Raw genomic sequence first — 15787 nt, 5'->3', positions numbered from 1 at the left:
ATTACCCATCGCCCTTATCCAGGGCGTCTGCTAATACCTCAGCGGGATGACGGGCAGTGCGACCTGTAGCGTGTGCAATCTGCTGCCTGCACGACAACCCCGCTGCGGCAATCTCGGTTGTGTCATCTGCGTCGCGAACCACCTGAAGCAGCCGCGACTCGCCCACTTTGAGCGATACGTCGTAGTGCTCGGCTTCATAGCCGAAAGAACCCGCCATGCCGCAACAACCCGACTGAATGGGCGTCACGGAAAAGCCCTCGGGCATTCCCAACGCAGCCTCAGACGGTCCTATCCCCCAAAGAGCCTTCTGGTGGCAGTGGCCGTGGAGCAAGATGTCTTTTTTCAGATCGGTAAATGGCACGGAAAATTCACCCCGTTCGGAAAACGTCTGCACAAATGCTTCGAAGGTATAAATATTGTCGGCTACGGCACGCACGCGCGGATCGTCAATTAAATCGCCGTATTCATCCGTGAACATCGAGACACACGACGGTTCAAATCCCACAATGGGATACCCCTGCTCGGTATATTGATAGAGATTTTCAATATTAAACAGGGCGTTTTCTTTTACGCGGTCGATATAACCGCTCGAAAGCATCGGCCGGCCACAACATCGCTTTACGGCCAAAATCACCTCATAACCCGCTGCTTCAAACAAGGCCGTGGCTGCCTTGCCAATTTCGGGATAGTTGTAGATCATATACGTATCGGCAAAAAACACAACGCGTTTATTTTTTGAAGGCGCATTGCGACTGGCGAACCAGTGTGTAAATGTCTGACGAGCAAATGGCGGCAGTGACCGCGCAGGCGCGATCCCGAGGCGTTTCATCATCCACTTTGAAATACCCGTCCTGGACAGACGATTGGCAAGGGGGGCAACGAGGCATCCGAGTTTGCCCATCAATTCCACATTGCCAAATAAAAGAGATCGCAATGGCCGTCCGTGTTTGGCGTAATAATGCGCCTTAAATTCATACTTAATTTTTGCCATATCCACATTGGATGGGCACTCGGCTTTGCATGCCTTACATTCCAGACAAAGCGCGAGCACATCATTGATGCGATGATCCGTAAGCCCGCCTTCCCACCGTCCCGAAATCGCCGCTCGAAGCGCGTTTGCCCGCCCGCGCGTCGAATGTTCTTCTTCCAGCGTTGCCATATAAGACGGACACATCGTGCCCACCAGCTTTTTGCGACACTCACCCACTCCATTGCACATTTCAACAGCGCGGTGAAATCCCCCATCGGCAGAAAAATCGAAGTGGGTATTTATCTCGTGCGTGCGATAATCTGCCCCATAACGCAAATTTTCGGTCATCATCGGCGCATCGACAATTTTGCCGGGATTCATCAGCCCTTTGGGGTCAAAAGCGCGTTTGACCTCCCGAAAAGCCTCGTAAAGCGTCGTGCCAAAGAACGTTTCGTTCCAACAACTCCGAACCAGGCCATCGCCGTGTTCTCCGCTCACTGCACCGCCGTATTTCATTACCAGATCGCGTACAGATTCAGCGATAAATCGCATTTTGGCGATCTCGTCGGCCTCTTTGAGATTGACCATCGGCCGAACGTGTAGCAAACCCACACTGGCGTGTGCATAATAACCCGCACGCGTGTTGAGAGATTTCACCAGCGCGCCAAACTCGGAAATATAATCGGGTAGCCTTTCCGGTGGAACCGCGGCGTCTTCGACAAAAGCAATGGGTTTGGAATCGCCTTTTACGCCCATGAGCAAACCCAGCCCTGCCTTGCGCACATTCCAAACATTGGCCTGTTCGGCATCGGAAACAGCACGAGAAAAAGTATATTCGAGATTCTGATTGCCCAACAGCGCTTCGAGTTCGTCCAGCTTAGAGGCCAGTTCACCTACTGAATCTCCGTAGTATTCAACCGCCAGCACAGCTTCTGGATCCCCCTGTACCCACGAACGCATTCTGGACAGTTCCATAGAACCTTTGGTCTGATCGAGAATCATCTTATCTATCAGCTCTACTGCGGCCGGAGCCGTTTCTAAAATCGGCGCAACAGCCTTCATAGACGCAATCAGGTCGTTAAATTGAACAATGCCCAGCGCCTTTGCCTGCGGCAGTGGAATTACCTTGAGCTTTGCCCCGACAACGGTCGCCAGAGTCCCCTCAGACCCAATGACCATGCGCGCGAGATTAAAAGGTTGTTTTTTGATAAATTCATCGAGATTGTATCCGCCGACTCGCCGCAAAATTTTGGGATATCGCCGCTCAATTTCTTCCGCATTCTCTCTCGCTATGCGGATTACCTCCCGATACGTCTGACCTTCGAGGTCTTGTTGCTCGCATTTTTGTTGCACAGCAGGCTCGTCTAACTCCCCCACCATTATTTCTGTACCATCGGACAAGACCAAATCGAGTTCTAAAACGTGATCTATGGTCTTACCGTAAATAACCGAATGCGCGCCCGCAGAATTATTGGCCACCATACCCCCGATTGTCGCGCGGCTGCTGGTCGCCACATCGGGCGCAAATTGCAATCCGTGCGGTTTGAGAAATGCATTGAGTTCATCGAGTATCACGCCAGGCTCGACCCTGACCCAACCTTCTTCGGCATTGAAGTCGAGAATGCGATTCATGTATTTCGACATATCCATCACAATACCGCTTCCCACCACGCCGCCGGCAAGCCCGGTGCCACCGCCTCGGGGAATGATCGGGGCCTCGTGTTCATTGGCGAGATTGATGACATGCAAAACATCCTGCTGGTGTTTGGGCAAAACAACGCCAACGGGTTCAATTTGATACATGCTTGCATCAGTGCTGTAAAGAATGCGCGACATCTTATCAAAACGGACTTCGCCCTCAACTTTTTGCATCAACATTCCTGCGAGGTTCATCGTCAATCATCCTCTCTTGATAACTTGACAATCAATCTATAAATCGTACCTTGAATTGGATTGCAAATTAAATATACATCCCGCCTGACTACGGGTCAAGGCGCGTAGTCTCCACTGCCCAACTAAGGAGCTTTACATGTCAGAAACACTCGCAATAGATGGTGGTGTTCCCGTGCGCGATACCGAAGCGTCGCAGTGGCCGACATGGCCGGATAACACAGAACGAGAATGGGAAGAAGAAATCGTTCCCATCCTCAAAGAAGTCTATCTCGATCAAACCGAAGGTCTCCCCGCACCTGTGGGGCACCGCTTTGGTCAGGCATTTGCCGCCTATTGCGATGCGGCTTATGGCGTGATGATGCCCAGCGGTACCACATCTATTGCGGCTGGATTATCCGCCGCACTCGACCTCGATGGCCTCGTCGATGGCGGCGAAGTCATCATTCCCAATTACACTTTTATTGCGACTGCAAGTGCGCCCCTCTCGGTGCGGTGCTCTCTGGCTCTGGTCGATATTGATCCGGTGAGTTTTACCATGTCGCCAGAAGCTGTCGAAGCTGCCATCACAGATCAGACCGTTGCGCTCCTTCCCGTTCACCTGGGGGGACACCCGGCCGATATGGATGCACTCAATGACATTGCGAGTAAACACAACCTCAAAGTCATCGAAGACTGCGCTCAAGCGCACGGCGCCGAGCACAAAGGCCGCAAAGTAGGTTCTTTAGGCCATGTGGGCGCATTCAGCTTTCAGTCGAGCAAAAACTTGACCTCGGGCGAAGGCGGGTGTCTTCTCACCAATGATCGAGACCTTAGAGATCGGGCATGGGCATTCCGAGATGTAGGGCGGCGACCTGGAGGTGAGCGATGGGAATATCCCCGCCTGGGTTGGAATTATCGCACCTCTGAGTATCTGGCAGGCATTCTGTTAAAACGGCTCCCCAAACTCGAACCTCAAATCGACTTACGCAATAAAAATGCGGCTTATCTCAGCAAGGGCCTGGACGAAATTGGCGGACTGGAACCACCCCGATGGCATCCCTGGGTCACGCAGCACGGCTATCATCTGTATATGATGCGCTACAACAGCGAGGCATTTGGAGGGAAAATACGCGACGAATTTATCGCGGCTTTACAGGCCGAAGGCATTCCCTGCACGCCGGGCTATCAGCGGCCCTTAACCGATGAAGGCGGCCTCAAAACCGTGATGGACAGACATCCACACCTGATTCGCCGTTTGCCGTGTCCCCATGTGGAAGCAATATGCGCCTCCAGTGTCTGGTTCTTGCAAAATATGCTGCTGGGAGAACGGGAAGATATGGACGATATTTTAACAGCTGTCGCCAAAATCAAACGCGCGTTTGCTGCTTGAGAGGCTTATGACATGGCAATCGCCAAACGCCTCCTATTCATCCCCATCATTCTTCTCGCTATTGCTGCGGGTTATTGGTGGGGTGTTTATTCTTCAAAAAATCCCTCCGCCCCCACCCCCACGCAAAATCGCCTCAGCCGAGAACTCAGTCCCTATTTGCGCCTTCATGCACACAATCCCGTTGATTGGTATCCCTGGGGTGAAGAAGCACTCGCAAAAGCGCGTCGTGAGGACAAACCGATTTTTCTATCCGTGGGATATTCGAGTTGCTATTGGTGCCATGTCATGGAACGGCTGGTATTTTCAGATCCGGATATTGCCCACTTAATGAATCAGTTTTTTGTCAACATCAAGGTTGACCGAGAAGAACGTCCCGATATCGACGAAATTTACATGACGGCTACCCAACTCATGACCGGGCACGGCGGATGGCCCAACTCTGTTTTTCTCACGCCAGATCTCAAACCCTTTTTTGCCGGTACGTACTTTCCTCCCGAAGATTCGCATGGGCGTCCGGGCTTTCCGCGCGTGATTCAAGCACTGCATGTTGCCTGGCAGGAAAAGAGACAGGAACTCGAAAAGCAGGCCGATCAGATATCGCAATCCATCGCGCGCATTCACACGACAGGCACCGCTTCAGAGAAAGTGGAAAGAGACCTGATTGGCAAGGCGATTGACCACATAGAAAATCGCTTTGATCCCGTCAACGGCGGTTTGGGCACAGCCCCAAAATTTCCACCCGATCACGCGCTCAACCTGTTACTGACGGCATATCGGCAAAATCCTCAGGCAAAATATCTCGCTATGGTCGGGCAAACACTGGATCACATAGCACTGGGCGGCATCCGCGATCACCTCGGAGGTGGTTTTCATCGCTATGCGACAGATGCACAATGGCGCGTGCCGCACTTTGAAAAAATGCTCTACAACCAGGCCCTCCTTACCCACAACTTTCTCCGTGCTTATCAGATCACCAATAAAACGGCCTATCGCATTGCGGCAGAGGAAATTCTGGACTTTGTCTCACGTGAAATGACAGACTCTAAAGGCGGATTTTACTCTGCTATTGACGCAGAAACCGAAGCAGAAGAAGGCGCGTATTATACTTGGACAGAGCAAGAGATTCGTCAAACTCTCAAGAAAGATGCCGACTTCTTTCTCTCGTGTTACGCGCTCGCGCCCATGCCCGAAGGTTCGGCCAGCGTCATCTATAAAGCCGATACAGACAGTGCGCTATCAGTCCGCCATCAAACTGACACCGCAACCCTGCACGCGCGTCTGTCTCCACTTAAAGAAAAACTACTGAACGCTCGTAGCCAACGCATCCGCCCCCTCCTCGACGACAAAATTATCACAGCGTGGAATGGCCTCATGATCGGGGCGTATGCCCGTGCCTATGAAGTCCTCGGTCATCCCGGATACTTGAAGGTCGCACAAAAAGCCGCCGATTTTATCCGCGACAATCTCCGCAACGCAAACGGCGACCTGTATCGCATCTACCGCGAAGGACAGCGCAAAGGCGAAGCCTATCAGGAAGATTACGCTTTTTTAATCGACGGCCTCCTCCATCTCTACCGCGCAACGCATTCTGCCCGCTACCTCCAGGACGCTCTATCGCTTTCAGAACGAATGCACACCGCATTTTGGGATACCCTTAGTGGCGGCTTTTTTTTTACGCAGAATCAAAATGAGATGATTGTGCGTACCAAGAGCTTTTACGACAGTGCCCTGCCTTCTGGCAATGCCGTTGCCCTGCACGTTTTGTGGGAACTTCGGACATTGACACAGAACCCCTTGTATGCCCAACGCGCGCTCGCACTCACCAACAGCTTTGCTCCCCTCGCAGAGAATACGCCGGGCGCGCTCCTGCACTTTATTCACGGCACAATGATGACATCCTCTCCCATCGCAACGCTTTCACCCGATAGCCTCGTCACTGCGTCCGCGACAACCTTGCCCCCCGATAGCGCGAATACCCTCAAAGTGAACGTACGCCTGGTTATCGCTTCAGGCTGGCATATTCAAGCATCTAATCCCACCGACGATTATTTGATCCCCACGCGCCTCTCACTGGATACGGATATTGCCGAAATCACCCAAATCGACTATCCACAAGCCGAGGATTTACAATTCCCCTTTGCTGAGCGCGCCATTGCCGTTTATATAGACAGTCTCAATGTACCCCTCACTCTATCATTCAAAACCCGACCACAAACCCTCTCGCTATTACTCACATATCAAGCATGCGACAGCACGCGATGCCTGTCACCACAAACACAGCGTATAGCACTAAATATAAAATAAAAAGGCACCTATCTCGGTGCCCTCTTGCAGCGATTGAGTTTTAGTGGTCCTTCACACTTCATCGTGAACTGGTCTGGACTGCGACCAGTTGTACATCTTCCTACACAAGCTCTCCCCCACAACTGCTTCCCGCACCCGCAGTGCATCCAAAGCAGTGGTCTCGCACCCACACATTGCATCCAATCAGATCTTCAACGGACAGTTCCCAGAGTTTGACTTCGCGCCCAAAAGAATGCATATCGAGCATTTGATTAAAATCACAATCGTAAACCTCGCCCTGCCATCCAACGCTAATTAGAGAACGACACATCAAATTATCGACTGTATGCGGATTAAAATTATCCTGCAAAGTCTGCATATAGCTGTCGTAAATGCCCCTGCGTTTTAGAAATTCTTCAAACCGGCTAATGGGCATATTGGTAATGGTGTAGAGCTTATTAAAATCGATATTGTAGCGGGCTTTTAGCTCTTCTTTGTAATCGGCTTCGAGTTCGGTCTGCGGAGGGGGCAAAGACGCGCCGACAGGATTATAGACCAGATCGAGTTCCAAGCCCGTGCCAGGACGCCCATATCCAATTTTGTTGAGAATCTGCAATGCCCGTATGCTTTTGGTAAAAACACCGCGCCCGCGTTGTTCATCCACATTTTCTTCGAGATAACACGGCAGCGAACACACCAATGCAACTTCGTGCTCGCGATAAAATTCAGGTAAGTCTTCTTGTCCGGGTTCAAAAATCACGGTTAAATTGCAGCGCACCATCACGCGACGACCTTGCTCGCGTATTTGTTCGACAAAATAGCGAAAATCTGGAATCAATTCAGGTGCGCCACCCGTTATGTCAACCGTCTGAATATCGGATGTATCGAGAAATGACAGGATGCGATTAATGGTCTCTCGGGTCATGATCTCTGTGCGGATCGGGCTGGCATCCACATGACAGTGATGACACGCTTGATTGCACAATTTGCCGACATTGACCTGCAAAATATCCAATCGATTGCGCGTGAGTTCCAATTGTTCATCGCGAAGCTTGCTCGCAAAATCAGTCTTGTAATCGTCGCCCACAATTTGCATCAAATCCATCGCTGCCAGTGCCATATTCAATCCTCTCTAACCGCTTGCTTCACCCGATGGATGCCAGCAATTATATCTTTTTTAAAATGAATGCGAATCGCCCGTCTATTTCGACTCGAAAGCGCACGGGCATCGCCGAGAGCCTGTGCTTGTTTGAGTACGCCAAAAGAGAACGCACGTCCCGGAATATCTACATCTGTCACATCGTCGCTTGTCAGTTGCACAACCACCACATTATTTGGTCCTCCCTTGTGCAACTGTCCCGTAGAATGCAAGAATCGCGGACCAAATCCCAATGTAGTAGCCACCCGATATACATTGCGTATCCAATGCCTTAGAGCCTGTAAAGCGGTGATATTATCTTCATTCATATCGAGATAAGCGCACAAAGCGACATAATCACCCGTCCGAATCTGATTGAGTAGCCCAGCAATACAACTATTGAGGTTCTCAATTGTTCCCAACGTCTGTGCATTGGCCTCATCGGCATAAACCACGACGTCATCATCTACAAAAAACGGCTTTTGAACTGGCAATACGCCCTCTTTTTCATAAGCCTGTGTCAATTCTGCCGTAAAATCTTTGCTCTCCTGCACATTGGGTTGGTCAAAGGGATTGATATCCAAAACCGCGCCAGCGACCACGGTTGCGTATTCCCACCTGAAAAACTCTGCTCCCAGGTCTAATGGCTCTGCCACATCGATCTGAATAACTGGAAACTGAGCCTCTCTCAGATTTTCTATATCCACATCCTGTCCAGCGTCCGCATCGTCCTTCAGTCGAATATAGACAAATATTCGATCTTCACCATACATATCGGACTCAGCAACCGCCTCTAAATCAACAGGTATGAGACCCAGACCCTTTTTCCCCGTGCTTTCGGCTAAAAGTTGCTCCAACCATGCCCCCAAGCCCCACAATTTAGGAGACGTTACAAGCGTCACTTTATCTCGCCCGGCTTTTGCCAACTCACCCAGCAAAAGGCCCAGCAAAAGGCCGGGGTTCTGGTCATCTGATATTTTGCACCGATTTCCCATCGCCACTGCGCGTACTAATAATCCTCGCACATCAATGCCGATCAACGCCGCGGGCACCATCCCAAAATTTGAAAGCGCAGAAAACCTGCCGCCAATCTCTGGCAAACCGTGAAACACAGATAGAAAGCCCCGTTCTCTGGCAAGCGTCTCCAGATCAGAACCCGGATCTGTAATAGCTATAAAATGTTGACCCGCTGTATCGCCAATAGTTCCCTGCATTTTTGCCCAGAAGAACTCGCAAAATGCGTGGGGTTCGGTTGTCGTTCCAGATTTGCTGGCGACAATGCAAAGTGTCGTCTCTAAATTTACGGCATCGGCAAACCGCTGCACCTGCGCGGGAACTGTAGAGTCCAGCACATGCAACCTGGGCCAATTCTCCCGACAGCCAAAAGTCATCGCCAGCACTTCGGGGCACAAACTGCTACCGCCCATTCCCAAAAGCAGGATATCCGTTATCCCCCTATCGCGTACCTGCTGTGCAAAAGCGCATAGGGCATCTACCTGATCGCGCATTTGAGGCGCGATATTGAGCCATCCCAGCCAGTTTGCCTCGTCTGCCCCCGACCAGAGTGTGGCATCGCCGTGCCACAGCCGTGCTGTATTGCCATTTGCCGACCATGTTTTCAAAGCGCGATCAACGGCGGACTGGTAAGCGCCCAAAGACACTTGTATATCTGAGGTACTCATTTTTCCTGGCTATTCAAAGACCAATCGTAATCTAAAAACACAATTTGAAGATCGGGGTGATTTTGTAAATACAGGGTATCGTCTTTCGACAAAAACAAAGAGATATAATCCAACACAGTCTCACCGACCTCATGCGCTTGCACATAGGATGTAAAATCAGAGGAAAACCAATCGAAAATCGCAGATAGACTCACAACTCCCGTCTGCCGATCAATCTGAACGTGCATCGGGTTGCGAATCATGTCTCGCATAACCGCATTGAGTTGGTCATCCAATTCATCGGGCGTAAATACTTTATTTAGAAGACGCGGACAACTCACTGCCGCGCAATTGATTGCAGCGTGAATGCGCGGATCGGCAAACTGCGGGCGAATAATCTCGTGTTCAATTTGGTCCAATGTGAACCGACGCCCGCCAACGACAAATCGGTATTTCTTAAAAAAGCCAAAAGCAGGCGCGATTTCTGTGACAGAAGAAATGGGATAGGCTTTTGCGACTCCCGCAAGTACACAGGCATTGTACGCATTGATCCAGAAAGCAAGACTGTCTGCGCGGCTGGGAAAAAGCGCGGGATGCGTATTCGGACTGATCTGCGCGAGTTGATCTACAAAAGCCCGCAAATCCGCATCTGTTTTTACAGCCTCGTAATCCACGCGCCCCTGTGCATTTACAACGCGACCGAGCGTGCGGTTGAGCGGTGTATAATTAAATGTCTCGGCTCCACTTTGAGACGCGAATCCAGCGAATAAGAGGCCGATTATCAAGGCAATGACTTTATTCATTGATCAAAAAACGTCAGATACGGCGCGTTATCCATCTCCCGCTGGAGCAAAACCGCCAATTCCATCGCGTGATAATCTCCCCACATCGAAGACTCTCCGCATGCGACTTTTTGCCCACCGGGCACATAGTCCCACCCATTGGGATTGTGATAAATAGAATGGAGAATAAGACCCTGGTGTTCTTCGTCTTCGGACAAATAGGGTGCATCAAATAGCGTATGGGCCACGGTTAGTGCCGCCTGCCGATAACGCGCATCGTCCATATATTTGCCCAAACGGTAAAGCCCTTGCGCTGCAATGGCAGCAGCAGAACTATCCACGGGTTCGCTTGTATTGTAGGGATCCGATATTTTATCGCCATAACCCTCAATCAAGCCCGGCGCGCCCGCATCCCATAACGGAATACCATCGGTAGATGTGATACTATCGATATAATAATCTGCTGTTGCACAGGCCGCTTTGAGCATCCAGCCATTGATCGCATCCCTGCCACCGTAAAGATCGAGCGCGTCATCTGACAGGTGCTCCACATATTCGAGCAATTCGGCATAGCCCGTCACAATCCAGGCTAACCCCCGGGTCCACGTCGAAAACGGTGAATAACCCTGCTGCGTACTCGGGCAGCGGTAATTACCGTCGTTGACATTAAAAATGGACTCGTGTACAACCCGTCCCCGCACATCGTATCGATCGCGCCCTTCGCCGTAATACACATTGAACTGCGCGGTCGTCTCGGCGTGGTGGATCAAGCGCTCGAGCAGCGAAATTGCGAGGTCATTCTCCCCCATCAAAACGTGACCGAGATCGTGTGCCACAGCCAATGCGCGACACGACCTGATCGTGTCTGAAAACAGGGAGTGTGGTCCATTAAATGAATGAATATACCCTTTCCCATCGCCAATGGTCGTCCAGCGAGCAGCCTGAACAGCGCCAGATGCTTTGAGCGCGAGTTCATAAAAGTGCTGCTCCCATTCATTTTCTGGAATTATACCTTCTCGCATTAATCGCCGCAAATTGCCATAGGTCGATACATTGTTAAAACCGTGATCGTGTACTCCTATATGCGTCACATGAGACGCCATGCGATCGAGCGTGCCCTTGCGCCCAATCTGTAGCAGGTCTTTCTCCCCCGTAATTTCATATCCCAGAATGGCGCATCCAAATTGAAATCCCTGCGTCCATTCGGTCCATCCGCGCGTGGTGTATTTGCCACCTGCTGTAAATACCGGCGTCCCCTGGCCTGGATCCCACGTCGAATCGATACTGCGAATTTTCTGTGCAGCCAGTTCAAAAAAACGATTCAGCCTGGCTTTTAGATCGCCAGGCTGAATATTGACATTCACCTTCATCCCACCTCCAAATTGCTTGTTTTGCTGAACTTTACCCTCTATTTACCGCTCCGGCAAAGTCGAGATCTGCGCGGGTAACAGCATTTTCGCTGTGGGTCGTCACCGTCACTGTGAGGGTTTTTGTTCGGCTGTTGAGGCCGATATCCGAATGGTGATTATTTTCATCCATAATCTCTGTCAGCCTGCGTACAAAAGCCATAGTCGGCACAAATTTCTCAAAATGCCAAACGCGTTGCAATTCTTTTGTGTCTTCCAAATATTCCCACCCTTCGAGATCGGCAACCTCTGCGCGAATCTCATCTTCAGTCAGTAGGGTTTTGTCTTCAATAGCCATTGTGATAACTCCTTGGTGATGAGTAAATGGATACTCGGCAATATAAGCGAAAAAAGAATGTCGTCAACAGCGGTCAGCTATCCGCCTAACCTCACTGCCGCAAACCAGCCAATTCAAGGGCACTTTGATAACATTGAGGCGTATTGATATTCATCAGAAATCGTAGATCGGGATCAATCCGTGCGAGTGCGTCTTGTTCAACGGTCTGAACGCGGCATACATCGACCAATGTCAAAAGCCGTCGTTCCCCTTTTTCGAGTAGCAATTCGGCCTTTCGCCAGAGAGCAGTTCGATAAAGCGCGCACAAAGGATAAAACTGCCCATTTATACAGGGAATGACGATCTCTGAATCTGTTGTCCTGTGCGATTTGAGGCATTGGATCAATTCATTGCTGATAAATGGCATGTCACAACCTGTTCCCAATGCCCATTCAGAGACGCCTTCGACATGTTTTAATCCTGCCATGAGTCCCATTAATGGACCTTGATTGGCAACGGGATCACATATAGATAAAACATGGGGTATGTCTGGCAAGTTTTGTCCGGGCGCACCCACGACCGCAATTGGATAAACAGATCCTCTCAGATTTCTTATACTTCGCTGAAGCAGGGTTTCATCGCCAAAAGGCAAGCTATACTTGGGGGTGCCCATTCGCCTGCTTTCACCGCCTGTAAGGATGATTCCAGAGTCATTCATAGCAAAAAAGCCGCTTTCACACGCCTTTTTTTTACTCAATACCGAGACTTTCGGCTTCTTCAGATGTGTAATATCTGATGCCTTTGGCTTCCAATTTCTTACGCGCCTTTTTGCCCCGCTTGCCACCCTGCCTCACCCGCGTAAGTAGGCGTCTGGTTTCCTCAAGGTCTTTATTTACATAACTGGACTTCAAAACGCAACCTCCTTCAATTAAATCTGGCGGGTCTTTCATCTCACACATGAAAGGGAAAAATATATATAAATAAGCCCTTAATTGCAAATTGACATATGCACACATTTACATCTGCCGTTAAAATATGTGTTGACGCATGATATATATAAAGTTATTTTATACTCGGACCGCTTTAAAATGTAAAACCTCGTTTCTCCCTCATTTTCCCGCACATCACACTTCTCCTCCATTTTCTCAAAGGAGTTTTTTTATGAAATCTAAGACGCATTTTAATTCCCTCGTCCTTGGCATTGCTGTTCTACTCGCAATGAGCGGGATTGCCATATCACAGGAAGAGGAAAAGCCGCGTACCGAAAGCGCGGACACAACAGCTACCTTACCCCCACTCACTGACATCCTCGAAGAAGTGGTGATCCTCGAAGAATTGGTGGTTATCGGTTCACGCGCACAACCGCGTTCTGTAGCGGAATCCGCAGTGCCCATCGATGTTGTTACCGGTGAAGATTTTGTCAAGCAAGGCGATACGGATGTACAAAATCTCCTGAGAGATATGGTGCCATCCTACAACGTGAATACAAACCCGATTAGCGATGCCTCCACCGTCGTGCGACCGCCCAGCATGCGAGGCTTGGCTCCCGACCACACGCTGGTCCTCATCAATGGCAAACGCCGCCATCGCGCCGCTGTTATTCACTGGATAACCAATGGTGTTGCCGACGGCGCCCAGGGGCCAGACATAGCCCCCATCCCCTCTATTGCCATCAAGCGCGTGGAAGTCCTGCGCGATGGCGCGTCTGCGCAGTACGGCTCTGACGCCATTGCCGGCGTGTTGAATTTTGAGCTTAAAGACAATTACAAAGGCGGTTCTTTTGAGGTCAAGCCAGGTATTTTTCAGCAAGGCGATGGTTTCGCCTATGCTTTTGCCGGCAATATCGGTCTGGGTACGCCAGATGCCTGGGTCAACTTCAGCGCGGAATATGGCAACGAGGATGAAACCGACCGTTCCGTACAACGCGACGATGCCGCGCGTTTGATACGCGTGGGCAATAACCGTGTGGAAAATCCCGCACAAATTTGGGGACAACCCTACATCAGAGACGACCTGAAATTCTTTGTCAACTACGGCATAAACATCAACGACAATGTCAAATTATACGGCCATGGGAATTACGCCAGCAAAGAAGTCGAAGGCGGTTTCTACTTCCGCAATCCCAATACGCGAGGTGGCGTATTCAAGGGGCCTGTAGTGATGTCCGACGGCACCACTTATTATGATCCGGGCAAAGCTGCTGAACTCGGTATTGTCGATGGCGTAAACGGGCATCTGGTAGCAACATTGCTCACCGGCAATCTGAGACAGGTTCTCGAACCGTCCGAAGATACTGGTCTTAGAATTCCCCAGGAGTTCATCGTGGCCATTAGCTGCAGTGAGCCGGATGCCGCAGCCTTACAACGCGTTTTTGACGACCCCGATTGGTTCACCTTCCAGGAATTTTTCCCCGGTGGCTTCACACCCCGATTTGGCGCGTTTATGGACGACCGCGCCTTTCTGGCGGGTATTAGGGGATCGCAAGGGCTGATGACATGGGATCTCAGCGCGTCTTATGGGCGCAACGAAGCCGATTACTTCATCTTCAATACCGTGAATTCCTCCTTGGGTCCCAACCAACCCTGGCCCAATGGACCACAAGTTGATCCAAGTCACGAAGATGCACCGTATTTTGATCCGGGAACCTATATCCAGACCGATACCAACTTCAACTTCGATATCACCTATCCGTTTAGCGAGCAATTTTTCTTTGCCGCCGGTCTTGAATACCGCACGGAAAATTTTGAAATCGTACAGGGGCAACGAGAATCCTGGGTTAAAGGTCCGCTGGCAGAATACGGATTTACGGTTGCGTCCAACGGGTTCTCGGGCTTTGGCGAAATTGCCGCAGGCACCTGGAGCCGCTCCAACTGGGCGGTTTATGGTGACGCCGAATTTATCCCGCAGGAAGACTGGTTGCTCGGCGCAGCACTGCGCTTTGAAAATTTTGATGATTTTGGATCCACGACCAACTTCAAGCTGGCGACCAATTACGGGCTTAACGAGAATACAAAAGTGCGCGGCAGTTTTAGCACGGGCTTTAGAGCACCCACGCCGGGGCAACAAAATGCCTTTAACGTATCCACGATCTTCGATCCCACAATCGGTGATTTGACAAATGACGGCACAATTCCGTCAAACAATCCCGTTGCAGAATCCAAGGGTGGTGAACCGCTCGATTCCGAAAAATCGACCAATATCTCGGCTGGTATTGTTTTTGAAATTCCCGTTTTTCCCGTGGATACCGGTATTCCCCCTGTCAATATTACGGTGGACTATTTCCACATTTTGGTGAAGGGACGCTTGACGCTCTCACAAAATTTCTCCCTGACCCCAGCAGAAGTCGATGAACTGCTCAAGGCGGGTATCACGGCTGCGAATTTTATTACAAATTTCAAATTTTTCGTCAATGACTTTGACACCAAAACCCAGGGTATTGACGTCGTGCTCACGGCTCCGGTGTGGTGTGATGGCCTGCTGAGTCTGGCGTATAACTTGACGAATACCGAAGTGACCAAACACAATCTGGAGACCCTGGGCGCTCAAAGGATTCGAGAATTGCAAGAGGGTCTTCCCAAACACCGCGGGAATCTGACGGTAGTCAAACCGTTGAACGATATGCTTGAGGTACTGGGACGCCTCCGGTATTACAGTTCGTGGTACGATCAAGAAGATGACTTCGTTTATGGTGACGAATGGGTACTGGACGCCGAAGTTAGTTATACCATTGCCGACCACTCAACAGTAACTGTTGGCGGTCAGAACATTCTCGATATCTATCCCGATATCAATCCCAGTGCAACGAGCGGTTCGGGGCATTTATACAGCCAGTACAGCCCATTTGGTTTTAGCGGCGCATTCTGGTACGCCAAATACCACTTCGGCTTTTAGGTCGTAGTTCAAAGGATTGTTCATCCAATAGCAAAGAAGCCGCGTTTTTTTCGCGGCTTCTTTTTTGTAATAATTATCAATGCGAATAATATTTAACGAGGTGTATATAATTTCTCT

Annotated in this window: 10 protein-coding genes; 3 read left to right on the top strand and 7 right to left on the bottom strand. The window is 50.3% G+C overall.

The window, feature by feature from the left end:
* Position 1: 1 nt before the first annotated feature.
* Positions 2 to 2863 (bottom strand): FAD-binding protein, encoded by a 2862-nt coding sequence (locus F4Y39_07715; GenBank protein MYC13601.1) that lies wholly within the window; start codon positions 2861 to 2863, stop codon positions 2 to 4.
* Positions 2864 to 2999: 136 nt separating this feature from the next.
* On the opposite strand from F4Y39_07715, the gene F4Y39_07710 reads away from it, so the two are divergent.
* Positions 3000 to 4232, top strand: coding sequence for a DegT/DnrJ/EryC1/StrS family aminotransferase (locus F4Y39_07710; GenBank protein MYC13600.1), 1233 nt, complete (start codon positions 3000 to 3002; stop codon positions 4230 to 4232).
* Between the two features lie 12 nt (positions 4233 to 4244).
* The gene (locus tag F4Y39_07705) at positions 4245 to 6536 is read left to right on the top strand and encodes a DUF255 domain-containing protein (GenBank protein MYC13599.1); all 2292 of its coding nucleotides are present in this window, start codon (positions 4245 to 4247) and stop codon (positions 6534 to 6536) included.
* Positions 6537 to 6636: 100 nt separating this feature from the next.
* Here F4Y39_07705 and F4Y39_07700 read toward each other — a convergent pair whose 3' ends face one another.
* From F4Y39_07700 to F4Y39_07675, 6 genes are all read right to left on the bottom strand, one after another.
* On the bottom strand, positions 6637 to 7611 hold the full coding sequence (locus F4Y39_07700) for a radical SAM/Cys-rich domain protein (GenBank protein ID MYC13598.1): 975 nt from the start codon (positions 7609 to 7611) through the stop codon (positions 6637 to 6639).
* A 26-nt stretch (positions 7612 to 7637) separates the two neighbouring features.
* The gene (locus tag F4Y39_07695) at positions 7638 to 9335 is read right to left on the bottom strand and encodes a bifunctional transaldolase/phosoglucose isomerase (protein MYC13597.1); all 1698 of its coding nucleotides are present in this window, start codon (positions 9333 to 9335) and stop codon (positions 7638 to 7640) included.
* On the bottom strand, positions 9332 to 10117 hold the full coding sequence (locus F4Y39_07690; GenBank protein MYC13596.1) for a DUF547 domain-containing protein: 786 nt from the start codon (positions 10115 to 10117) through the stop codon (positions 9332 to 9334). Before F4Y39_07690 ends, F4Y39_07695 begins: the two co-directional genes overlap by 4 nt.
* The gene (locus tag F4Y39_07685; protein ID MYC13595.1) at positions 10114 to 11466 is read right to left on the bottom strand and encodes a glycosyl hydrolase; all 1353 of its coding nucleotides are present in this window, start codon (positions 11464 to 11466) and stop codon (positions 10114 to 10116) included. The genes F4Y39_07690 and F4Y39_07685 overlap by 4 nt, the downstream gene beginning before the upstream one ends.
* Before the next feature lie 31 nt (positions 11467 to 11497).
* Entirely contained in the window at positions 11498 to 11800 is a 303-nt protein-coding gene (locus F4Y39_07680) for a hypothetical protein (GenBank protein ID MYC13594.1), read from the bottom strand.
* Positions 11801 to 11891: 91 nt separating this feature from the next.
* A complete protein-coding gene (locus F4Y39_07675; GenBank protein ID MYC13593.1) occupies positions 11892 to 12497 on the bottom strand; it encodes a molybdenum cofactor guanylyltransferase in 606 nt (201 codons plus the stop codon).
* 329 nt (positions 12498 to 12826) lie between these two features.
* On the opposite strand from F4Y39_07675, the gene F4Y39_07670 reads away from it, so the two are divergent.
* Complete coding sequence (locus F4Y39_07670) at positions 12827 to 15670, top strand: TonB-dependent receptor (GenBank protein ID MYC13592.1); 2844 nt, start codon at positions 12827 to 12829, stop codon at positions 15668 to 15670.
* Positions 15671 to 15787 lie beyond the last annotated feature (117 nt).

This window comes from Gemmatimonadota bacterium, assembly GCA_009838845.1.
Classification (GTDB): domain Bacteria; phylum Latescibacterota; class UBA2968; order UBA2968; family UBA2968; genus VXRD01.
Note: the sequence above shows the minus strand (reverse complement) of the source record. Positions and strands in the feature narration are given on the sequence as shown.

What these genes read in the sequence shown, in the direction of transcription:
- F4Y39_07715 (MYC13601.1), bottom strand. Translation starts at nt 2,863, where the DNA reads ATGAACCTCGCAGGAATGTTGATGCAAAAAGTTGAGGGCGAAGTCCGT.
- F4Y39_07710 (MYC13600.1), top strand. Translation starts at nt 3,000, where the DNA reads ATGTCAGAAACACTCGCAATAGATGGTGGTGTTCCCGTGCGCGATACC.
- F4Y39_07705 (MYC13599.1), top strand. Translation starts at nt 4,245, where the DNA reads ATGGCAATCGCCAAACGCCTCCTATTCATCCCCATCATTCTTCTCGCT.
- F4Y39_07700 (MYC13598.1), bottom strand. Translation starts at nt 7,611, where the DNA reads ATGCAAATTGTGGGCGACGATTACAAGACTGATTTTGCGAGCAAGCTT.
- F4Y39_07695 (MYC13597.1), bottom strand. Translation starts at nt 9,335, where the DNA reads ATGAGTACCTCAGATATACAAGTGTCTTTGGGCGCTTACCAGTCCGCC.
- F4Y39_07690 (MYC13596.1), bottom strand. Translation starts at nt 10,117, where the DNA reads ATGAATAAAGTCATTGCCTTGATAATCGGCCTCTTATTCGCTGGATTC.
- F4Y39_07685 (MYC13595.1), bottom strand. Translation starts at nt 11,466, where the DNA reads ATGAAGGTGAATGTCAATATTCAGCCTGGCGATCTAAAAGCCAGGCTG.
- F4Y39_07680 (MYC13594.1), bottom strand. Translation starts at nt 11,800, where the DNA reads ATGGCTATTGAAGACAAAACCCTACTGACTGAAGATGAGATTCGCGCA.
- F4Y39_07675 (MYC13593.1), bottom strand. Translation starts at nt 12,497, where the DNA reads ATGAATGACTCTGGAATCATCCTTACAGGCGGTGAAAGCAGGCGAATG.
- F4Y39_07670 (MYC13592.1), top strand. Translation starts at nt 12,827, where the DNA reads ATGATATATATAAAGTTATTTTATACTCGGACCGCTTTAAAATGTAAA.